Raw genomic sequence first — 20,439 nt, forward strand, 5'->3', positions numbered from 1 at the left:
ATGCTCTTGCTGCCCGAGCCGAGCCGGCCTCAGCTGCGGAGGAAGGCGAGCAGGTCCGCGTTGACCCGGTCCTGGAGGGTGGCCGTCATGCCGTGCGGCGCACCGGGGTAGTAGATCTCCTGCGAACCCGGAATGAGCTGGGCCGACTTCGGCCCCGAATCCTTGACCGGGACGATCTGGTCGTCCTCGCCGTGCATCACCAGGGTCGGGATGTCGAACTTCTTCAGATCCTCGGTGAAGTCGGTCTCGGAGAACGCCCTGATGCTCTCGTACGCGTTCTTCAGACCGGACTGCATGCTCCAGAGCCAGAACTGGTCCAGGATGCCCTGCGAGACCTTCGCACCCGGCCGGTTGGCACCGTAGAACATCATCGCCAGGTCCTTGTAGAACTGCGACCGGTCCTTGACCAGGCCGTCGCGCAGCTCGTCGAAGACAGTGATCGGCAGCCCCTCGGGGTTGGCGTCGGTTTGGAGCATCAGCGGCGGCACGGCCGAGATCAGCACCGCCTTGGCGACCCGTCCGGTGCCGTGCCTGCCGATGTAGCGGGCCACCTCCCCACCGCCGGTGGAGTGGCCGACGAGGCTGGCGCCGGTGAGGTCGAGCGCCTCGATGACGGCGGCGAGGTCGTCGGCGTACCCGTCCATGTCGTTGCCGCCGGAGGGCTGGCTCGACCGGCCGTGCCCACGGCGGTCGTGCGCCACCACCCGGAAGCCGTTCTGCACCAGGAAGAGGAGTTGGCCGTCCCAGGCGTCCGCGGTCAACGGCCACCCGTGGGAGAAGGTCACGACCGGACCCTCGCCCCAGTCCTTGTAGTAGATCTCGGTGCCGTCTCTGGTGGTGATGGTGCTCATCGTCGCCATTCCTCTACGTCGGCAGGGCAGCCGGGCACTCGACGCGAGACCGCTCACCGGTCGGGCCGCTCACCGCCGACTCTAGACCGCCAAAACGCCCCTGACCTGGGCTTCCCCGGAACGACAACCACCGAGGGGTGCCGTGTGGCACGGCACCCCTCGGGCAGATCAGTCTCGTCGGTAGTAGTGGGCGTTCGTGTCGTCGAACCGCCCACCGGTACGGCAGCAGCGGCGGAAACCGCCGCCCGGAACCACACGGACAGGGGTCCCTGCCGCCGAGCTTCTCGACCAGCTCGGTGTCGACACCGACGACCCGGTGCCCCCGTTTCACCTGCGACTCGCTAGAGGGAACCCCCGGCGGCGCTTGCTGGTCGGCTCAAAAGGACGCCTCGGCGTCGTAGTCGCGGATCATGATGATCGCCTCCTCGGTAGCGGAACCGGACGGGTAACGGAACCCGACGAGCGAACGGTAGCGACCCACGCCCGACCGAGGCGAGCTGTTTTTCGGGGCACCTACTGGGTCTCGTCCAGGTGGTCGGCGTAGTACCCGATCGCCCGGCGGTACGCCCGTACCCGCGCATCCTCGCTGGTCACCGCGACGACCGTGAGCAGGGTCGAGACGGCCTCAGGCGGCCAGCCGGTGCGGTGGCAGGACGGCGGTCGGGTGGTACCGCCGGGCCGGGCTGCCGGCGCTGGTCAGGCTCGCGGGTGCCCGGGTCGGCCCGTGAGATGATTCGGTCCATGGCACATCAGCAGGACGTCGACGATTCCGACCGGCCGGGCGGGTCGGACACCGCTCATCGCACCATCGGCGGGAGTGTCGACGCGCGGCTGGCCCTCGCACAGAACCCGACAACATCACAGACAACGCTCTACGAGCTGGCCTCCGACGCCTCCCCCGTGGTGCGCAAGGCGGTGGCGAACCGTACGGACGCACCGGCGCAGGCGCTGCGACCGCTGACCCGCGACCATGATCGGGACGTACGCGAGGCGGTGGCCCGCAACCCGTCGACCTCGGTGGGGAACCTGCTGCGGCTCGTCCGCGACGCCGACCGCTGGGTCCGCTGGGCGGTCGCCGGCAACCCCGGCTGCGACGAGTCGGTACGCCGGGCGATGGCCGAGGCGCAGGACAAGGAGCTTCGCGGCCTGCTCGCCGAGACCCGCGAACTCGAACCCCACCTGGCCGCGTTGTTGATCGACGACAGCTCACCCGAGGTACGCGAACGACTCGCCATCCACACCCACGACCCCGACGTGATCACGGCTCTGCTGGCCGACCGGACGGCGCGCGTACGCAAGGGGCTGGCCCGCAACACCCGGACCAGCGCCGAGCAGCGCGGCAGACTGGCTCGGGACTCCGTGGTCGACGTCCGGGCCACGCTGGTCCGCTCGCTCGAACTGGACGAGGACGTTCTGTACCGGCTGGTGGACGACCGGGCGGTGCAGGTCCGGCTGTCGATGGCGACGTCGGACCTCGTACCGGCGCACATCCGCCGGGCTCTGGAAGACGACCCGGACGAGACGGTGGCCGCCGCCGCACGTGACTTCGACCGGGCACCCTCGGGCACCGGCACGGTCCGCACCCCGCGTGTCGGCACCCGGCGTCCGACGACCGGCCCCGGTCGCCGTCGCGACAGCGCCCGCTAGACCCGCCCGCTCCCGTGATCCGCGACAGGCTCCATGACCGGCCAGACTCTCCCGGATCATGAAAGACCGGCGCTGGTGAGCGTCAGGGGTTCGCGGGACGGGACCTATGCCTGCTGTACGAGGTGGGCGGCCCGCAGGGTCAGGTAGTGCTGTTCGGGGAGGCTGGTCGTGCGAGCAGCCGCCGAACGGTAGTTCTCCACTGCGGCTGGGAGGTCGCCGGTCATCTCGTACAGGTGGGCCCTGGCCGCGTACAGGCGGTGGTGTCCGGCCATGCGCGGGTCGGCGTCCAGGGCCGCGAGAGCGTCGAGGCCGGCGGCCGGGCCGTGCACCATGGCGGTCGCCACGGCCCGGTTGAGCGAGACCACCGGATTCGCCGAGTGCCGTTCGAGCACCTGGTAGAGGGCGAGGATCTGCGGCCAGTCGGTTTTCTCCGCGCTCGGTGCCTCGTCGTGCAGCGCGGCGATGGCGGCCTGGATCTGGTAGGGCCCGACCGGGCCACGGGGCAGCGCGGCGGTGACCAGCGCCACCCCCTCGCTGATCATGGCGCCGTCCCAGCGGCTCCGGTCCTGGTCGGCCAGGGAGATCAGCGCCCCGTCGGGGCCGGTCCGGGCCGGGCTGCGGGCCTCGGTGAGCAGCATCAGCGCCAGCAGCCCGGCGACCTCGCTGTCCGTCGGCAGCAGGGCGTGCACGGCTCGGGCCAGCCGGATCGCCTCCCCCGACAGCTCCACCCGCTGCAGGTCGGGGCCGGCGCTGCTGGTGTGGCCCTCGTTGAAGATCAGGTAGAGGACGTGCAGCACCGCGTCGAGCCGGCCGGCCCGGTCGGCGCCCTCCGGCATCGAGAACGGGACGCCCGAGGACCTGATGCGTTGCTTGGCCCGGCTGATCCGCTGCGCCATCGTCGCCTCGGGCACCAGGAAGGCGCGGGCGATCTCGGCCGTGGACAGGCCGCCGACCGCGCGCAGGGTCAGCGAGATCGCCGAGGCCGGCGACAGCGCCGGGTGGCAGCACATGAAGAGCAGGACCAGGGTGTCGTCCCGGTCCGCGGTCAACTCCAGGTCGGCCGCCGGTGCCGCCATCAGGTCGTACGGCTCGCGTCGGGCGGCCAGGTCCTCCCGGTTGCGCCGGGCCTGCTCGCCGCGTACCTGCTCGATCATTCTGCGGTAGCCGACCTGGATCAGCCAGCCTCGCGGGTTGTCCGGCAGGCCCTCCTGCGGCCACTGGACGGCGGCGGCCAGCAGCGCCTCCTGCACGGCGTCCTCGGCCGTGGAGAAGTCACCGAACCGGCGGGTGAGCACGCCGACGACCTGCGGCGCCAACTCGCGCAGCAGGTCCTCGACGTGTCGGTTCGCGTTCAGTTGTCACACGTCCTGCGGCGGTGCGGACATGACCGGACGTACCTCGATCGGCATGTTGAGCGGGCGGCCACCGGGGCCGGGCGCGGCCGAGATCCCGGCGGCGATCTCGACGGCCCGCTCCGGGGTCTCGGTGTCGACGATCCAGTAGCCGGCGAGGAACTCCTTCGTCTCGGCGAACGGCCCCTCGGTGACCACGGCCGCCCCACCGCCGCCGGCCCGTACGATCTTCGCCTGGTCCGCCCCGGCCAGGCCCTGCGCGTCGACGAGTTCGCCGTCGGCGATCAGCTTGCCGTTGGTGTCGCGCATGAAGCCGATGTGGGCCTGGATCTCCTCGGGGGTCCAGGTGTCGATCGAGGGGAAGTCGACGTTCTGGGTGCTGAACTGCATCAGCAACATGTACTTCATCTCGTTTGCTCCTTCATCCCCACGCCCGTCTGCGGCGCTCTCACGGTCAGGTAGAAGCAGGCGCGGCCGTCTCGACGTCCTCGACCGGAAATCTTCGAGAAAGTTCGCCGGAGAGGAACGGACCCACCATAACCGTGACAACCCCTGGCAGACCTTCGAGGCCAACGGCCGGAAGGAGGTGTCGATGTCGACGGGTGGTGAGTCACCGCAGTGCTACTGCGAGTTCGGCGGCGTTGTCGAACGCGGGTGCCGCCCTCTCGGATTCGTCTTCCGTGAGCGTGACGGACTGGGCGCGGGCCAGCATCTCGGCCGCAGTCTTCGGATCGTGCAGCACCATCGCGAGTTCGGCGCGGTAGACCAGGACGTCTACCTGCTCGACCGGGTCGTCGTCGGCCTGCGGGCGGGCCAGCGCGCTGTCGAGAATCCGAACGGCCTGTTCGACGCTTCCCCTGGAATCGGCCTGCACGACAGCATTCGCCAGGGCCTTGGCCAGCCGCCCGGCAGGCGTGGCGGCCGGTGTGGGCGTGGGGGCGGTGTCCCGAAAGACGCGGATCCAGTTGCCGCCCGGGTCGATGATGCTGAACCCGCCCACCCCGTCGGCGTTCTTCCGGGCCCTGGGCCGGGTCATCCGCGGCATTCCGGACACCAGTACCTTGCCGTACGCCGCGCGCATGCCGTCCGCGAACGCCCGGTGCAGTCCCTCGATGTCCGCGGTGATCACCAGGCAGGAGCCATAGGACTGCTCCGGGTCGAATCCGGGGATCTCGAAGAACTGTAGGTGCAGGTCTTCCCGCTGCACCCCCACACACGCGTTGGGCTTGCGCTGCTCGTACGTGATGCGGAAACCGAGAGCTCCGTAGAAGGTGATGATGTCGTCAATGGATGCGCACGGCAGCAGGGGAACGGTCCGCTCGTTGGTCATGGCTCCTTCCTAAGGGTCACAGGGTGTCCGTCGCACATGGAAATAGCCGATCATCGCCTTCAGCCAACCGAACAGCTGATGGCCCAGAACGCAACGCCGCCGAGCCGAGCCATCGACGTCAGCCGAGGCGGTGGGCCCGGCCGAGGAGGTAACGCCGTTCGACCTGGTTCTCCGTCAGGGCGGGAACCGTGCGGTACGAGTGGATGGCCGGCCGGTTCTTCCTGCTCCAGCACGTGGAACTCAGCCAGTTCGGCCAGCCGGTCACCGGCGAATGGACCTACCCCGGCGGAGGCGGATACGCCTCCACCATGACCCGGATCTGAGATCGGAAAGCCACGCCGACCCTAGAACGGCCGGAGGCAGTGTCCCTCGCGCATCAAGGAGGTCATTGCTCTCCGGCCGATTCGTCCTACCGCTCCGGACCTTACGATCGTCGAGGTTCCGGGGCCGAGGCCCGGACCTCGTGCCAACAGGTACTGCATACCCGCCAGTTCTTTCGCAGCCACCTCAACCGCCCACGGCGGAGCCGGCATCAGCGGACGAACGAAGAGACCAAGATCATAATTGCTGTCATGCCGCGGACAGAACGCCACTGCGGTAAAGCGGGGGGAACTCAGGATGACCTCGGCGTAGGTGGCTGAGCCGAGCGGTGCCTTGTGGAGTCCGCGCCCGCACCATGATCCGCTCGCCCTCGTCGACGAGGTCGTGCTGTCGCTGTATGCGAAAGGGTTGACGACCGGGGAGATCTCCGCCCATTTCGCTGAGATCTACGGGGCGTCGGTGTCGAAGGAGACGATCTCCCGGATCACCGACAGGGTTGTCGAGGAGATGACCGACTGGGCCCACCGACCCCTGGACGAGGTTTACGCGGCGGTGTTCATCGACGCGATCGTGGTCAAGTCAGTCTGCGGGTGCCGGCTCGGTGGGCCGTGGCGTGAAGAAGCGGATGATGTCGTCGGCTGCGGTGGGGGACAGCATCATTGCTTGGACTCGTGCGGACATTTCGGCGATCGGGTGGGTTCTGGTGAACATCGCCTCCTCGTACGTCTGGATCGCCGAGTCGGGGTCGGCGGGGTTGGTGGCGAGTTCGGCGGCGAGTTCGGCGGCGTCGAGCATGGCTTGGTTGGCGCCCTCACCAACCGGCGGCATGAGGTGCGCGGCGTCACCGATGAGGGTGATGCCCGGCTGGTGGGCCCAGCGTGTACCGGTGGGCATCGCCTCGATCCTGCGCGGGGTCGGCGTGCCGTCGCCGGCCTCGATGAGTGCGGTGAGGCTCGGGTTCCAGTCATCGAACATGTTCAGCAGAGCGCGCTTGCTGCGGTAGGCGTCCAGGTGGCGATCGTCCGCGGGTAGGGAGATCCCGACTCGGATGCTGCCGTCGCCGAGGCGTTGTGCTGCCAGGATCTGGCTCGCACCGATGCACCAGAGGTTTCCGGGGCCGACCAGCTCGGCGAGATCCGGGTGGCGCTGGTCGGCGTCGCTGATGGTGAGCTCGACCAAGGTGGCCACGGAGGAGAGTCTCGCGTCGGTCAGCAGGGACCGGACGATCGAGCGTGCGCCGTCCGCGCCGATGAGGATGTCGCAGTCGGTTCTGTGGCCGCCATCGAACGTCAGCTCGAAGCCTCCGTCGGGTCGTGGTGTCGCCGCGACGAGCCGGTGCTGCCAGGCCACCGCGTCGCCGGGGAGCGAATCGAGCAGAAGATCACGCAGTACGCTGCGGTCGATCTCGGGGCGTCCGGAGAATGAGCCGGGTTGTGGCTTGTGATGCACGAGGGTGCGTCCGGTCGGGTCGAGGATGCGATGTTCCTCGCCCTCCGGCCGTGCCTCGGACCGGAATCGGGCGGCGAGGCCCGCATCGGCGAGGGCCCGTTGCCCCGACTCCGGGTGCAGGTCGAGCATTCCGCCCTGTGACCGCGCGGATCGGCTTGCCTCGCGCTCGTACACCACCGCGCCGACGCCGTGCCTGTGCAGGACTCGGGCCAGCGTCAGGCCGCCGAGGCCACCGCCGGCGATCGCAATTCGCATCATCATCTCCGTTACCGTACGCTGTACCTCATGGATACACCGTACGGTAGCGCGCCGCTGCCCGTCTGGGAACGGCCCGAGCCCCAGCCGCGGGCGGCTCCGGTGCCACTGAGCCGCGCGAAGATCGCCGCCACCGCGATCCGGCTCGCCGACGAACACGGCCTCGACGGGCTGTCGGTACGCAAGATCGCCAAGGAGCTCGGTGTCGGTCCGATGCGGCTCTACGACTACGTGACCAACAGATCCGAACTGCTCGATCTGATGGTCGACGCCGTGTATGCCCAGATCGCCGAGGCCGGCCAGCACCCCGAGTGGCGCGCCACGGTACTGGCCATCGTTCACCGCACCCGCGAAGCCGCTCTTGATCATGAATGGTTCGTCGACCTGCTCGGCGGCAGGCCACACCTGGGACCTCACGCTCTCGCCGTGGGCGAATCGACCGCAGCGGCGCTCAGCCAGGCCCCTGGCGTGCGCGGCATCGACGATCTCCAGCGGGCCTTGGGCGCCCTCGACGCGTTCACTGTCGGAGCGCTCCGCAGAGAGATCACCGAGCGCCGCACTGCCCGTTCAACCGGCACCGGCGTGTCCGCTTGGCAGACCGCCCTCGGACCATACCTGACACGCATGCTGGAAACAGGCCGCTACCCCACCGTCGCGCGGCTCGTCATCGATGGCGCCCACCTCAACGCCGAGGAAACCTTCCACCACAACCTGATCACCATTCTGGACGGCATCACCGCCCATCCCCACACGTGACCTACTACTCGTTGGCCAGTACCGGCTGAACATCGATACACCTCGAGCAGACATCCGAATCTCATAGGTTCTTGTCAGCCTGCGGATGCAGGATGGCTCCTGTAGCGGCCGGCGGGTCAGCACTCTTCGGATCTGACCCTGGTGAGGTCTGCCGCCGCTGCTCGCGCTCCAGATCCGTCAGGGCGGGAATCGCCTCGGCCAACCGGACCGTACGGGCGATGGGCAGGCGCAGGGTCCGGGCCACCTCCTCCAGGTCGGCGGTCACCGGCCGGCCCGTCATCGCCCGGGGAAAAGGCGACCGGTCATCAGCTTCATCTCGCCGTTGCGCATCTTCCAGTCCAGCGCGTTGGAAGCTGCCGCTCGGACGCGGACGAGAACCTCATCCGGACCCGGGCGTGGTGGCTCGAACTCGGCGAGCCGCATCACCTCCGGGCCGCCGTAGCGGTCGTACTGAAGGCGCTTCACGAGGCGTATTCGTTCGAGATCTCAGTGGCGTAGTTCTTCCAGAGCGGTTTCATGGTTTCGGCGTTGACCGGCTGCCCGGAATCGATCATGGCCTTGAAGTCGCGGAAGTACTGCACGTACAGGTCCGGTGTGAACGTGTTCAGCATGACCGCGTTCTCGTCGCCGACGTTGGCGAACGTGTGCGGCGCCCCGGTCGGCACGATGACCCAGGTGCCCGGCCCGGCGTCGTACTGGTCCTCGCCGACGGTGAACCGGAAGGTTCCCGCCAGCACGTAGAAGCCCTCGTCATGCTGGGCGTGGCGATGCTGCAACGGGCTCGGGGTGCCCGGCGGAATGGTGACCTCGGCGAACCCCAGCCGGTGGTCGGTGTGCTCGCCGTTCTCCAGGATGCGGATCTGCTGCGCCCCGCTGCCGAGGATCTCGCCCTCACCGGGGCGGACGATGTTTACCTTCGCCACGACTTCTCCTCTTGCTATTGCCTGCCTTGGTGACCACCATCCTTTTCCGGGCCGGCTGTGCGCGTCTTGGTCGTGCGTGCACGGTTGCTGGTTACCAGTGCGCGGGCGTTGTAGCCGTACGTCGCCTTGAAGAGCTTGCTGAAGTGGGTGGGATCGGAGAATCCCCACCGGGCGGCCACGGCGGTGACCGTACGTCCGCTTCCGGTCAGCTCGGCCCGGCAGCGCTCCAGGCGGCGACGGCGGATCAGAGCCGCGACGGTGAGCGGCTGGTCCTCGAACAGCTTGTGCAGCCGGCGAACGGAGATGTAGTGGGCGGCGGCGATGCCGGGCGGAGACAGATCGGGATCGGCCAGCCGGGCCTCGATGTAGCCGGCGATCCGGTTCCGCAGCCACTCGTCCGGGGCCGGTTGTTCGTCGCCGAGCCGGGCCTCCAGTGCGACCGCGATCAGCTCGATGACGGCCGCCGCCGACCGCAGCGCCTCCGCCTCGCGGAACTCGGTCGCCGACCGCGCCGCCTCCCGGGCCAGCACGGAGACGAGAGCGCCCGGGCCGTGGCTGCCGTCGATGCGTACGCCGATGAGTCGGTCGATCTGCGCGGGCCGGATCCGAAGCTCCCGGCGCGGAACCAGGATGGTGACGTGCGCCGCGGCGGTGCTCTCGAACCGGAGCGTACGCGTGGGATCGAGCAGCACCAGGTCGGTCGGCCCGAGTTCGGCGTCGCCGCGCCCTTGGTCGATCCGCGTCCGGCCCCGGGTCATCACCTTGACCGCCAGGTTCTCGCCGTCGGAGGCGTCGCGCTCCCGCCCGATGCAGGCGCTCTCGGGCGTGTCGAGGGAGACCAGCCGCAGCGGCCCGAGGTCACGGGTGGCGATCCCGATCCGGAAGTCGGCCCCGGCCAGCTTGTTGACCAGCGGCGGAAACCCGCTGGCGGCCAGCTCGTCCTGGAACGTCTCAAGGTTGTCGATCACCGGTCAACGATAACGACGACACTTCCGCTCGGGCACGGTGTTCGGGCTCTGACCCCGGGGTGAAATAAGGCGTCAGTCGATGAGGTGTTCGGGGCGTACGGGGACGGTGGTGAGGGCCCGTCCGGTGGCGGCCCGGATCGCGGCGACCACCGCCGGGGTGGACGAGATCGTCGGCGGCTCCCCCACCCCGCGCAGCCCGTACGGGGCGTGCGGGTCGGCCAGTTCGAGCACGTCCACCAGCATCGGTGGCGAGTCGAGGATGGTCGGGATCAGGTAGTCGGTGAAGGACGGGTTGCGGATCAGCCCGTCGACGACCTGGATCTCCTCCATCACCGCCAGCCCGAGCCCCTGGATCGTGCCGCCGTGGATCTGCCCCAGCACCGCCTGCGGGTTGACCGCCCTGCCGACGTCCTGGGCGGTGGCGATCTCGACCACCCGGACCAGGCCGAGTTCGGTGTCGACGTCGACCGTGGCGCGGTGGGCGGCGAAGGCGTACTGGACGTGGGCGTTGCCCTGGCCGGTGAGCGGGTGCAGCGACTCGGTCGGCCGGTGCCGCCACTGGACGGTCTCCTCCAACGGCTCGTCGCCGAGCAGTTCGACCAGGTCGACGACGGTCTCACCGGCGCCGTCGACCACCCGCCCGTCGACCAGCCGCGCTGCCGGGTCGGCGGTGGCTAGGCGGGCCAGCAGCTTTTCGCGTACGGCTTGGCAGGCCGCCCGGACCGCGCCCCCGGTCATGTACGTCTGCCGTGACGCCGACGACGACCCGGCGCTGCCCACGGCGGTGTCGGCGGTCGCCACGGTGACCCGCGCGACGCCCAGTTCGGTACGGGCGATCTGCGCCTGCACGGTGACCAGGCCCTGGCCGACCTCGGCGGCGGCGGTGTGCACCAGCACCGCCGGCTCGCCGTTGATCAGTTCGAGCCGTACCCGTGCGGTGGAGTAGTCGTCGAAGCCCTCGGAGAAGCAGACGTTCTTGATCCCGATGGCGTAGCCGACGCCTCGTACGACCCCCTCGCCGCGCGTGGTGTTGGCCACCCCACCGGGTCGTTCCCGTGGGTCGTCGGCGGCCCGTGGCGCCGCCGGCCGGTTCCGGACCAGGGCCAGCAGTTCGGCCACCGGTGCCGGCCCCTCGATCACCTGCCCGGTCGGCATCACCGAACCCTCGGCCTGCGCATTACGAGTGCGCAGCTCCACCGGATCGAGCCCGAGTACGTCGGCGAGCTTGTCCATCTGCGACTCGTACGCGAAGCACGCCTGGACCGCGCCGAAGCCGCGCATCGCCCCGCACGGCGGGTTGTTGGTCCGCACCCCGTACGCGTCCATGGTCACGTTCGGGACCCGGTAGGGGCCGATGCCGAGGGTGGCGGCGTTGGCGACCACCGCCGGGGTGCTGGAGGTGTAGGCACCGCCGTCGAGCAGGATCCGGGCCCGGACGTAGACGAGGGTGCCGTCGCGGTTGGCGCCGTGCTCGTAGCGCAGGGTCGCCGGGTGTCGGTGCACGTGCCCGAAGAACGACTCCTCGCGGGAGTAGACCATCTTCACCGGGCGCCGGGTGTGCAGTGCGAGCAGGCTGGCGTGCACCTGCATGGAGAGGTCCTCGCGGGCGCCGAACGCGCCGCCGACGCCGGCCAGGCTGAGTCGGACCAGTTCCGGCGGCAGGCCGAGGCAGGCGGCCACCTGCGCCTGGTCGACGTGCAGCCACTGGGTGGCGATGAACAGGTCGACCCCGCCGTCCTCGGCCGGCACCGCCAGCCCCGACTCCGGGCCGAGGAACGCCTGGTCCTGCATGCCGACCCGGTACTCGCCGGTGACCACCACGTCGGCGGTCGCGTCGGGGTCGCCGTAGCGGACCGGGACGTGCCGGACCAGGTGGTCACCGGCCAGTGCCGCCTCGGCGTCGGTGACCGGGTCCAGCACCTCGTAGTCGACCTCGATCCGGGCCACCGCGCGGCGGGCGGTCTCCGGGTGGTCGGCGGCCACGATGGCGATCGCCTCACCCTGGTAGTGCACGTCCTCCCAGGCCAGTACCGGCTGGTCGGCGATCTCCAGGCCGTAGGTCTTGGTACCGGGCACGTCGTCGGCGGTGAGGACCGCGTACACCCCCGGCAGGGCGAGCGCCGCGCTCAGGTCGATGCCGCGCAGCCGGGCCCGGGGGTACGGGCTGCGCAGGGTCGCGCCCCACAGCATGTCGTCGGCCCACAGGTCGGAGGAGAAGGCGAACTCCCCGGTGACCTTCAGCCGCCCGTCCGGCCGCCGGGCACTGCGCCCGACCCCGCCCTCGACCGAAGTGCTCTGCGCGGTGGTGTCGGTCGGGGTGCTCATCCGCGTGCCCGGCGGGTGAGGGCGCGGTGTGCCCGGCGGGTTCGGCGGACCAGGTCCCGCTCGTCGGCGGTGCGCAGCTCGCCTCGCTCGACCACCGGTCGGCCGCCGACGAGCAGCAGTTCGACCGGGGCGGGTGGGCCGAACACCAGCGCGGCGACCGGGTCGTCGATACCGATGTGGCCGAGCCCGTCGAGCCGCCACACGGTCAGGTCGGCGAGCTTGCCGGGCTCGATCGAGCCGATCTGGTCGGCCCGGCCGAGGCAGTGGGCGCCGCCGATGGTGCCGAGCGCGAGCGCCTGCCGGGCGGTGAGCGCGGTCGGGCCGCCGCGCAGCCGGGCGGCGTAGAGCGCCTGGCGCAGCTCGGCGCCGAGCTGGTTCGCCTCCTGCGAGGCGGGGCCGTCGACGCCGAGCCCGACCGGCACACCGGCGTCGAGCAGGTCCCGGATCCGGGCGATGCCGGCGCCGAGGCGGGCGTTTGAACTGGGACAGTGGGCGACCGAGGTGCCGGTGGCGGCGAGCCGGCCGACGGCGTGGTCGTCGAGGTGGACGGCGTGTGCCAGCCAGACGTCGGGGCCGAGCCAGCCGAGGCGTTCGGCGTACTCGACCGGGGTGCAGCCGTGCGTCTGGCGGCAGTACTGCTCCTCCTCGATGGTCTCGGCGAGGTGGGTGTGCAGCCGTACGCCCCGGCGGCGGGCCAGGGCGGCGGCCTCGGTCATCAGTTTCGGGGTGACCGAGAACGGCGAGCAGGGGGCGACGGCGACCCGGACCATGGCGTCGTCGGCCGGGTCGTGGAACCGGTCAATCGCCTCCTCGGTGGCGGCGAGCGCGCTGTCGGTGTCCTCTACGATGTTGTCCGGCGGCAGGCCACCGTTGGACTGACCGAGGTCCATCGAGCCACGGGTGGGGTGGAACCGCAGCCCGATCTCGGTCGCCGCCTCGATCTGCGCGGCCATCACGTCGCCCGCGTCGCGCGGGTAGACGTAGTGGTGGTCGGTGCTGGTGGTGGCGCCGGACAGGGCGAGCCAGCCGAGGCCGGCGGCGGTGGTCGCGGCGACCACCTCGGCGTCCAGTCCGGCCCAGACCGGGTAGAGCGCGCCGAGCCAGCCGAAGAGGTTCTCCTCCTGGGCCAGGCCCCGCGTCGCCCACTGGTAGAGGTGGTGGTGGGTGTTGACCAGGCCGGGGGTGACCAGGCAGCCGGTGCCGTCGACCCGGCGTACGGACCGGTGGTAGCGGCCGGCGTGGCCGGGTCCGACGGCGACGATCCGGCCGGAGTCGACGACCACGTGACCGTCGCGGTACTCGGTGCCGTCGGCGTCGACCGTCGCCACCGCACAGTTCTCAATGATGATCATTGTGACCGTCCGAGGATGCCGGGGTGGCGGCGGCGAGTCGTACGGCCGCCATGATGTGCTCGTAACCGGTGCACCGGCAGAGGTTCCCGGCCAGCGCCTCCCGGATGTCCTGGTCGGCCGGGGACGGGTCGCGGGCCAGCAGGTCGTGCACCGCCACCATCAGCCCCGGTGTGCAGAACCCGCACTGCACCGCCCCGGCCGCCACGAACGCCCGCTGCACCCGGTCCAGCGTGCCGTCCGAACCGGTCAACCCCTCGACCGTACGGACCTCGCGGTCCTGCGCCTGTCCGGCCGCGACCAGGCAGGCGCAGACCGGCGTACCGTCCAGATAGACCGTGCACGAGCCACATTCTCCCTGCTCACAGGCGTTCTTGGCGCCGGGCAGGCCGAGCCGTTCGCGGAGCAGGTAGAGCAGGCTCTCGCCGGGCCAGACATCGTCGGCGGTACGCGGCACCCCGTTCACCAGGCAGTTGACCCTCATCCCCGATTCCCCTCCCGATGGTCGCGCCAGGCCCAGTGCAGGGTCCGCCGGGCCAGTACGGCCAGTGCGTGCCGGCGGTAGGCGGCGGTGCCGCGTACGTCGTCGATCGGGCTGGCTGCCGCCGCGACCAGCTCACCGAAACGGCGGGCGAGCGAGTCCGGCAACGCCCCGGCGTCGTCCCAGGGCAGGTCGGCGGCGAGCAGGTCCTCGGCCGCCCCGGCCCGCAACGGTGTCGGCCCGGCCGAACCGATGCCGGTGCCGACCCGGCGGCTCACCGGGTCCAGGGCCAGCCCGAACGAGCAGACGGCGATCACCATCGCGTTGCGGGTGCCGACCTTCGCGAACTGCTGCGGGCCCCGGGCCGGCGGCACCAGGAACGCGGCGATCAGCTCGTCGGGCGCCCGTACGCTGCGCTTGGGTCCGGTGAAGAACTCGGCCACCGGGACCCGGCGGGTGCCGCGCACCGAGGCCAGCTCGACCAGGGCACCGGCGGCCAGCAGCGGCGGGTGCGCGTCCCCGGCCGGTGACGCGGAACCGAGGTTGCCACCGACGGTGCCCCGGTTGCGGATCTGCGGCGAGCCGACCGTACGCGCGGCCAGCGCCAACCCCGGCAGGGCCCGACCGAGTTCGTCGATGATCCGCCGGTACGTGACCCCGGCACCGACCCGGAGCAGGTCACCGTCGCAGTGCCACTGGGTCAACGCGTCGACCCGGCTCAGGTCCAGCAGCACCCCCGGCCGGCGGCGGTCGAAGTTCAGCTCCACCATCACGTCGGTGCCGCCGCAGATCGGCAGCGCCGTCGGATACGCGGCCTTCGCCGCCAGCGCCTCCGACCAGCTCGCCGGTGCCAGGAACTCCATCACCGACCCCCGCCGTCCGTCGGGCCGACGGTCTCGTCGTCGGCCCGACGAACGGTGCCTTCGATCAGCCCGTACGGGCGATCGGTGGCGACGAACACCTCGTTCGGGTTCTCCAGCCCGAACGGGGCGAGGTCGACCAGCAGGTGGTGTTTGTTCGGCAGCGACAGTCGTACCTCGGTGATCTCCGGGCGGTCGGTCAGCACCCGGTGGCCCATCGCGTACAGGGTCTGTTGCAGGGAGCGGCTGTAGGTCCCGACGAACGCGTCGACCAGGGCGGCGCGGGCGCCCGCGTACGAGCCGTCCCAGTCGAGCGTGGTGCCCCGGTAGGACCAGTGCGCGTCGACGGCGGTGGCAAGGATCCGGTCGCTGGTCTCCGGCAGGGTCGTGTACGGGTCCCGGACGTAACCGTTGAACTCCGAGTCGGTGGAGTTGAGCAGGACCAGCCCGGTCAGCCCGGCCTCCACCTCGGACCCGGTCGCGGTGCAGGTGGCCGTGGCGGTGCGGATCTCACCGCCGGCCCGCTGGAACGAGTGCGGGCCGAGCCGCAACCAGCCGTACTCCTCGATGTGCACCACGGCCCGGTCGATCGCCGGTTGGCTGGTGACGAAGTGCCGGGCCAGCCGCAGCCCGAACTCCTCGATCCGGTCGACGCCGTGGGCGCGGGCGAAGGCGTACACCGTGTTCTTCTGCGAGTCGGTCGGCAGCACGCGGGCGTTGTCGCCGGTCAGGTGGGTGTCGGTCAGGTCACCGGCGAGGGTCACGGTCACGTTCAGGTCCCGCAGTTCGTGGCGGCCACCGGAGCGGACCACCCGGACCAGGCGCACCTCGGCCTTGCCGTACTGGTTGGCCCCGAGCACGATCGACATGAACTCAGCTCCCTCGGTACGTGGTGTAGCCGTACCTGCCGAGCAGCAGCGGCACGTGGTACGCCTGGTCGGGGTCGCGAAGCTGGAAGGCGACGGTGATCTCCGGGAAGAACGTGTCGCCGTCGAAGTACGTCTCGACGTAGAACACCAACCGGTAGCCGCCGGCCTGGCAGGACTGCAACGGCACCCAGTCGCGCAGCCGCCCGTCGGCGTCGGTGCGCCCCTGCGCCACCAGCGTCCAGCCGCCGGAGTCGTGGCGTTCGAACCGGACGTGCACGTCGGCGGCGGGTGCCCCGCGTCCGGTGTCGAGCACGTGGGTGGAGATCCGGGCCCAGGTCTCGCTCATGACGCCGGTCCCGACGCCTCGGCCGGAACAGCCGGTTCGGTGCCGAGCAGCCGTTCCAGTCGCAGCCGGGCGATCTTCCGCAGTTCGCCGTGGACGACGCGCTGTTCGGTGGTGGTGTCGTTGCCCAGGCGCTGCCGGGCCGCGGCGAGCAGTTCGTCGCGGCTGCGGCCACTGGCGAAGATCAGGAAGAGGTGACCGAAGCGCTGCTCGTACTCCCGGTTGGCCTCTGCCAGCGCGGCCCTGACCTGCGCGTCGGCGTCGGTGACGGCGGCCTGTTCGCGCCGGGACCAGGCCGACTCCCGGTCGGTGCCGGTCGGGCGTTCGCCAATCCTCGGGTGCGCGGCCAGCGCCAACGCGACCTCGTCCCAGGTCAGCGCGGCCAGCGCGGCGTCGGCGGTCGCGACCAGCGCCCCGAGATCCGGGTACGGCCGCCCGGCGACCAGTGCCCGTGCCCAGCCCGGTACGGCACAGCAGGCCAGCAGGTCGCGTTCGACCTCGTCGGCCGGCCGGGTGTTGAAACTCGCGAGGGTGTGGCTCGACGCATCGATGATGTCCACCTCCCCGGGGTTTGGGAGAAGTACAACAGCCGGTCAGCGCGAGATGAACCGGCAGCGACACCCAATTCGCAACACCCGGACCGTAGGGTTTCCGTAGCTTCCTCCAAACCCGAGCCAACTCCCCGTGGCCCGACCGGAAGGAACACCAGCATGCTGCTGCGCGAGGCGCTGCACCGGCCACGGTTGCGGCTCACCCTGCTGACCGGCGCCGACGAGTTGGAACGCCCCGTCAGCCGGGTGTACGTGACCGACCTGCCCGACCCCCGGCGCTACCTGTCCGGCGGCGAGATCGTGCTGACCGGGCTGGTCTGGCGGCGCGACGCCGGTGACTCGGAGGCGTTCGTCGCGGCCTGCGCCGAGGCGTCGGTGACCGCGATCGGCGCCGGTGACGCGGTTTTCGGTTCGGTCCCCGACGACCTGGTCGACGCCTGCCGCCGGCACCGGATGCCGCTGTTCGGGGTGCCGGTCGAGGTCTCCTTCCGGGACATCGTCGACGAGGTGAACCCTTCCCTGTGGGCGCAGCGGGCCAGCGGCCTGGCGACCGTGTTGGGCCGGCACCGGGGCCTGGTCGCGGCGATGGCGGCCGGTGCCCGGCTGGTCGACCTGCTGCCACCGGCCGCCGCCGAACTCGGCGTGGACTGCTGGGTGCTGACCCCGACCGGGCGCCCGATCGCCGCCACCACCGGCCTCGCCCCGGCCGACCGGGCGGCGGTGGCCCGCGCCTTCCTCGCCGCCGGCCGGCTGCCCGCCCGCCTCACCGCGGACGGTCGCCGGATCGCGGTGTTCGGCGTACCCGGCCGACCCGAACACCGGCTCGCCTCCTGGCTGCTCGCCTGCGCGGTCGCCCCGCGCCGCCCGGTCCCGACCGGGAACACCACCGGGGCGGACGGGCTGGTCGAAGCGGCCGAGGTGAACGGGCTGGCTGACGCGGCGGCCGAGCTGACCAGCCTGGTCGCGCTGGAACGCGCCCAGGTCGACGAGGCACTGCGGATCGAACGGCGACTCGCCGACCAGCTCGGTGCCGCCCTCACCGGCGGCGAACAGGTCGACCTGCGCGGTCGGCTGCTCTCCTGCGGGCTGCCGCCGGAGTCGACGTTCCTGGTCCTGAACGCCAGCCTGGCCGGACTGCGTACGCCGCAGGAGCTGGCCGTCACCGTCTGCGCCGAACTCGTCGGACCGGCTGCCGACCGGGTCGCGGTGACCGACGCGGGGTCACCCGACACGGTGCTCGCCGTGCTGGCCGTCCCGCCGGAGCAGGCACCGGCCGCGGTGGAGACGATCCGCGCCGGGGTGGCCGCGTACGAGCCCGGACTGGGCAACGGTCGGCTGGCGGTCGGGGTGAGCGGGCTGGCCGCCGGACCGGGAGCGCTGGGCGGCGCGGTCGAGGAGGCGCGGCACGCCCTGCGTACGGCGGTCGCCCGGGACGAGCAGGCGACCGTGGTCAGCGCCGACGAACTCGCCTCGCACCTGCTGCTGCTGGCCGGCGTACCGGCCGACACCCGGCGGGCGTTCCAGCGTCGGCTGCTCGCCCCGCTGCTCACGTACGACCGGACGCACAACGCGAACCTGCTCCGGACGCTGGACGCGTTCCTCGCCTCGGGCGGGTCATGGACCCGCTGTGCGTCCCTGCTGCACCTGCACGTCAACACGTTGCGCTACCGGATCGGCCGGATCGAGCAGCTCACCGGCCGGGACCTGTCCCGGTTCGAGGACCGGGTCGACTTCTTCCTCGCCCTGCGCCTGCCCCGCTGACCGGGTGCGTACGCGCGGGCCGGGATCCCCGTGGATCCGGCCGTCGGTGTCGGAGAGCCGGCCGCCGTCACCGCCCCAGCGGTTGGCCACGATCTCGGCGGCGATGCTGACCGCGGTCTCCTCCGGCGTACGGGCGCCGATGTCGAGCCCGATCGGCGAGGCGAGCCGGGACAGTGCCGCCTGCGGCACCCCTGCCTCGCGCAGCCGGGTCAGCCGGTCGTGGTGGGTGCGTCGGGAACCCATGGCGCCGACGTACGCCAGCGGCAGGTCGAGCGCGACCCGCAGCACCGGCACGTCGAACTTCGGGTCGTGGGTCAGCACGCACACCACGGTCCGCTCGTCGAGCAGCCCGGCCCGCGCCTGCTCGGCCAGGTAGCGGTGCGGCCAGTCGACCACCACCTCGTCGGCGTCGGGGAACCGGCGGGCGGTGGCGAAGACCGGGCGGGCGTCGCAGACGGTCACCCGGTAACCGAGGAAGGTGCCCACCCGGGCCACCGCCGCCGCGAAGTCGATCGCCCCGAAGACGATCATCCTGGCCGGCGGGGCGTACGCGTTGAGCAGCAGGGTCAGCCCGGTCCCCCGGCGTTGCCCGTCGGTGCCGTAGTGCAGCAGTCCGGTTCGCCCGGCGGCGAGCAGCCCGCGCCCGTCGTCACTGGCCGCGTCGTCCAGCCGCTGCGAGCCGAGTGAACCGCGTCGCCGGTCCGGCCAGAGCACCATCCGCCGGCCGAGCCGCCCTTCCGGCCCGGCCACGCAGGTCAGTACGGCCACCGGGGTCCGGGCGGCGATCGAGGCGGCCACGTCGGCGAGGTCGGGGAAGCTGTCCCGGTCCACCCGTTCGACGAAGACCTCGATGCTGCCACCGCAGGTCAGTCCCACCGCGTACGCGTCGTCGTCGTGCACGCCGTAGCGCTGCGACTGCGGCACCCCGGCGGCCACCACCTCCTGGCAGAGGTCGTAGACGGCGGCCTCGACGCAGCCGCCGGAGACGCTGCCGACCGCACTGCCGTCCGGTCCGACCAGCATGGTCGCGCCGGGTTGCCGGGGCGCGCTGCGCCAGGTGGCGACGACGGTGGCCATGCCTACCGGTGCGTCCGCGTGCCACCAGCGCATCAGATCGTCCAGTACCTCACGCATGGGACCAGTGTGGCCGCTCAGCCATCGACCACCGCCACGGTGATCGTGCGCCGCGTCGTCGTCGCGTGCCGCTGCGCCGTCCTGCGCAGCGCCGGGTCGAGGTCGGCCGGGGTGTCGAGGTCGGTGTCGTCGGCCACGTCGGCGCAGGGCACCACCCGCAGGCTCGTCTCGTGTCGGCGCAGGTAGCCGCGCGCGCCCGCGTCGCCGATCGCGAGGGCGGACACCCCGGCCCAGTGGGTGCGTCCGAGCAGGACGGGGTGGCCGCGGCGGTCGCCGTACCCGGCGATGGCGAGGGTGTCCGGGGCGGCCAGGTCGACCAGCCGGTGGACCGCCGCCGGGGTGATGCCGGGCATGTCCACCAGGAGCACGAGTGCGGCCATCGCCGTGCTGTCGTGCAGGGCGGCGAGGCCGGCGCGCAGGGAGGAGCCGAGTCCGGTGTCCCAGTCGGGGTTGTCGACCGGTACGGCGCCGGTGAGGTCCGCCTCGGCCCGTACGGTGTCGGCCTCGGCACCGAGCACGGTCAGCACCGCCGTGCAGCCCCCGGCGCGGGCGGTCGCGACGGCGCGCTCGACCAGCAGCCGACCGTCGAACTCGACCAGGGCCTTGGGCCGACCGTAACGCCGGCCGGCACCGGCGGCGAGGATCAGCGCGGCAACCTGCTCTTGAGCGTGTGCTGGCTCACATCCCACGCCGGGAGCGTAGCCGGAGCCGCGAAATGCTGTCTGATATTACCGTTAAGCCGAATATGAGACATATATACATCGTACTTTCGGCTAGCCTGCGGCTGACTAAACAGGTTATGGTGACTGCACTGATCGGCCCTAAGCGAACAACCGGTCAGCCAACCGAACGGCCTACACGAACTTTTGCGCACGGCAACTTGTCTTGTCAGCGGACGAGGTGCAGGGAGGACC

Annotated in this window: 21 protein-coding genes and 2 pseudogenes; 5 read left to right on the top strand and 18 right to left on the bottom strand. The window is 71.2% G+C overall.

Going from position 1 to position 20,439, the window contains the following annotated elements; genetic code table 11:
* Positions 1 to 29: 29 nt before the first annotated feature.
* Complete coding sequence (locus tag ACZ6QQ_RS29170) at positions 30 to 851, bottom strand: alpha/beta fold hydrolase (protein WP_465880608.1); 822 nt, start codon at positions 849 to 851, stop codon at positions 30 to 32.
* Positions 852 to 1,592: 741 nt separating this feature from the next.
* On the opposite strand from ACZ6QQ_RS29170, the gene ACZ6QQ_RS29175 reads away from it, so the two are divergent.
* Positions 1,593 to 2,498: a hypothetical protein gene (locus ACZ6QQ_RS29175; protein WP_465880609.1), complete on the top strand. Its 906-nt coding sequence runs from the start codon at positions 1,593 to 1,595 to the stop codon at positions 2,496 to 2,498.
* A 104-nt stretch (positions 2,499 to 2,602) separates the two neighbouring features.
* Here ACZ6QQ_RS29175 and ACZ6QQ_RS29180 read toward each other — a convergent pair whose 3' ends face one another.
* The 3 genes from ACZ6QQ_RS29180 to ACZ6QQ_RS29190 all read right to left on the bottom strand — a co-directional run bounded on the left by ACZ6QQ_RS29180 (position 2,603) and on the right by ACZ6QQ_RS29190 (position 5,180).
* Positions 2,603 to 3,814 carry an RNA polymerase sigma factor gene (locus ACZ6QQ_RS29180; protein WP_465880610.1) on the bottom strand — a complete coding sequence of 404 codons (1,212 nt, stop codon included), beginning with the start codon at positions 3,812 to 3,814 and terminating at the stop codon, positions 2,603 to 2,605.
* Positions 3,815 to 3,856: 42 nt separating this feature from the next.
* Positions 3,857 to 4,258, bottom strand: a complete 402-nt coding sequence (locus tag ACZ6QQ_RS29185; protein ID WP_465880611.1) for a YciI family protein — start codon at positions 4,256 to 4,258, stop codon at positions 3,857 to 3,859.
* Positions 4,259 to 4,460: 202 nt separating this feature from the next.
* Positions 4,461 to 5,180 (bottom strand): VOC family protein, encoded by a 720-nt coding sequence (locus tag ACZ6QQ_RS29190; RefSeq protein ID WP_465880612.1) that lies wholly within the window; start codon positions 5,178 to 5,180, stop codon positions 4,461 to 4,463.
* Between the two features lie 188 nt (positions 5,181 to 5,368).
* Here ACZ6QQ_RS29190 and ACZ6QQ_RS29195 point away from each other — a divergent pair, with 188 nt between their 5' ends.
* Both ACZ6QQ_RS29195 and ACZ6QQ_RS29200 read left to right on the top strand, forming a co-directional pair.
* The gene (locus ACZ6QQ_RS29195; RefSeq protein ID WP_465880613.1) at positions 5,369 to 5,503 is read left to right on the top strand and encodes a hypothetical protein; all 135 of its coding nucleotides are present in this window, start codon (positions 5,369 to 5,371) and stop codon (positions 5,501 to 5,503) included.
* A 370-nt stretch (positions 5,504 to 5,873) separates the two neighbouring features.
* Positions 5,874 to 6,080: pseudogene (locus ACZ6QQ_RS29200) on the top strand (transposase); the annotation flags it as partial.
* On the opposite strand, the gene ACZ6QQ_RS29205 reads toward ACZ6QQ_RS29200, so the two are convergent.
* Positions 6,081 to 7,211 carry an FAD-dependent oxidoreductase gene (locus ACZ6QQ_RS29205; protein WP_465880614.1) on the bottom strand — a complete coding sequence of 377 codons (1,131 nt, stop codon included), beginning with the start codon at positions 7,209 to 7,211 and terminating at the stop codon, positions 6,081 to 6,083.
* 24 nt (positions 7,212 to 7,235) lie between these two features.
* On the opposite strand from ACZ6QQ_RS29205, the gene ACZ6QQ_RS29210 reads away from it, so the two are divergent.
* Positions 7,236 to 7,961 (top strand): TetR/AcrR family transcriptional regulator, encoded by a 726-nt coding sequence (locus ACZ6QQ_RS29210; protein ID WP_465880616.1) that lies wholly within the window; start codon positions 7,236 to 7,238, stop codon positions 7,959 to 7,961.
* Positions 7,962 to 8,022: 61 nt separating this feature from the next.
* Here the strand turns inward: ACZ6QQ_RS29210 and ACZ6QQ_RS29215 are convergent, their stop codons facing one another.
* From ACZ6QQ_RS29215 to uraD, 11 genes are all read right to left on the bottom strand, one after another.
* A complete protein-coding gene (locus ACZ6QQ_RS29215) occupies positions 8,023 to 8,241 on the bottom strand; it encodes a hypothetical protein (protein ID WP_465880617.1) in 219 nt (72 codons plus the stop codon).
* The gene (locus ACZ6QQ_RS29220; RefSeq protein WP_465880619.1) at positions 8,238 to 8,426 is read right to left on the bottom strand and encodes a hypothetical protein; all 189 of its coding nucleotides are present in this window, start codon (positions 8,424 to 8,426) and stop codon (positions 8,238 to 8,240) included. Before ACZ6QQ_RS29220 ends, ACZ6QQ_RS29215 begins: the two co-directional genes overlap by 4 nt.
* On the bottom strand, positions 8,423 to 8,884 hold the full coding sequence (locus ACZ6QQ_RS29225) for a cupin domain-containing protein (protein ID WP_155342733.1): 462 nt from the start codon (positions 8,882 to 8,884) through the stop codon (positions 8,423 to 8,425). The genes ACZ6QQ_RS29220 and ACZ6QQ_RS29225 overlap by 4 nt, the downstream gene beginning before the upstream one ends.
* A gap of 14 nt (positions 8,885 to 8,898) precedes the next feature.
* Entirely contained in the window at positions 8,899 to 9,852 is a 954-nt protein-coding gene (locus tag ACZ6QQ_RS29230) for a helix-turn-helix domain-containing protein (RefSeq protein WP_465880620.1), read from the bottom strand.
* 72 nt (positions 9,853 to 9,924) lie between these two features.
* A complete protein-coding gene (pucD, locus tag ACZ6QQ_RS29235; protein WP_465880621.1) occupies positions 9,925 to 12,177 on the bottom strand; it encodes a xanthine dehydrogenase subunit D in 2,253 nt (750 codons plus the stop codon).
* Positions 12,174 to 13,529, bottom strand: coding sequence for an 8-oxoguanine deaminase (locus ACZ6QQ_RS29240; RefSeq protein ID WP_465880622.1), 1,356 nt, complete (start codon positions 13,527 to 13,529; stop codon positions 12,174 to 12,176). The genes pucD and ACZ6QQ_RS29240 overlap by 4 nt, the downstream gene beginning before the upstream one ends.
* The gene (locus ACZ6QQ_RS29245; RefSeq protein ID WP_465880623.1) at positions 13,516 to 14,010 is read right to left on the bottom strand and encodes a (2Fe-2S)-binding protein; all 495 of its coding nucleotides are present in this window, start codon (positions 14,008 to 14,010) and stop codon (positions 13,516 to 13,518) included. Before ACZ6QQ_RS29245 ends, ACZ6QQ_RS29240 begins: the two co-directional genes overlap by 14 nt.
* Positions 14,007 to 14,870: an FAD binding domain-containing protein gene (locus ACZ6QQ_RS29250; RefSeq protein WP_465880642.1), complete on the bottom strand. Its 864-nt coding sequence runs from the start codon at positions 14,868 to 14,870 to the stop codon at positions 14,007 to 14,009. Before ACZ6QQ_RS29250 ends, ACZ6QQ_RS29245 begins: the two co-directional genes overlap by 4 nt.
* The gene (gene pucL / locus ACZ6QQ_RS29255) at positions 14,870 to 15,736 is read right to left on the bottom strand and encodes a factor-independent urate hydroxylase (protein ID WP_465880624.1); all 867 of its coding nucleotides are present in this window, start codon (positions 15,734 to 15,736) and stop codon (positions 14,870 to 14,872) included. The genes ACZ6QQ_RS29250 and pucL overlap by 1 nt, the downstream gene beginning before the upstream one ends.
* A 4-nt stretch (positions 15,737 to 15,740) precedes the next feature.
* Positions 15,741 to 16,082 (bottom strand): hydroxyisourate hydrolase, encoded by a 342-nt coding sequence (uraH, locus tag ACZ6QQ_RS29260; protein WP_465880626.1) that lies wholly within the window; start codon positions 16,080 to 16,082, stop codon positions 15,741 to 15,743.
* A complete protein-coding gene (gene uraD, locus ACZ6QQ_RS29265; protein WP_465880627.1) occupies positions 16,079 to 16,639 on the bottom strand; it encodes a 2-oxo-4-hydroxy-4-carboxy-5-ureidoimidazoline decarboxylase in 561 nt (186 codons plus the stop codon). The genes uraH and uraD overlap by 4 nt, the downstream gene beginning before the upstream one ends.
* A 150-nt stretch (positions 16,640 to 16,789) precedes the next feature.
* Here uraD and ACZ6QQ_RS29270 point away from each other — a divergent pair.
* Positions 16,790 to 18,322 (top strand): annotated as a pseudogene (locus tag ACZ6QQ_RS29270) (PucR family transcriptional regulator); the annotation flags it as partial.
* Here the strand turns inward: ACZ6QQ_RS29270 and ACZ6QQ_RS29275 are convergent.
* Positions 18,245 to 19,525 carry an XdhC family protein gene (locus tag ACZ6QQ_RS29275; RefSeq protein WP_465880628.1) on the bottom strand — a complete coding sequence of 427 codons (1,281 nt, stop codon included), beginning with the start codon at positions 19,523 to 19,525 and terminating at the stop codon, positions 18,245 to 18,247. The pseudogene ACZ6QQ_RS29270 and the gene ACZ6QQ_RS29275 sit on opposite strands and share 78 nt — an antisense overlap.
* Positions 19,526 to 19,542: 17 nt before the next feature.
* Positions 19,543 to 20,214, bottom strand: coding sequence for a nucleotidyltransferase family protein (locus ACZ6QQ_RS29280; RefSeq protein ID WP_465880629.1), 672 nt, complete (start codon positions 20,212 to 20,214; stop codon positions 19,543 to 19,545).
* Positions 20,215 to 20,439 lie beyond the last annotated feature (225 nt).

The organism is Micromonospora sp. NPDC049529, from assembly GCF_055586685.1.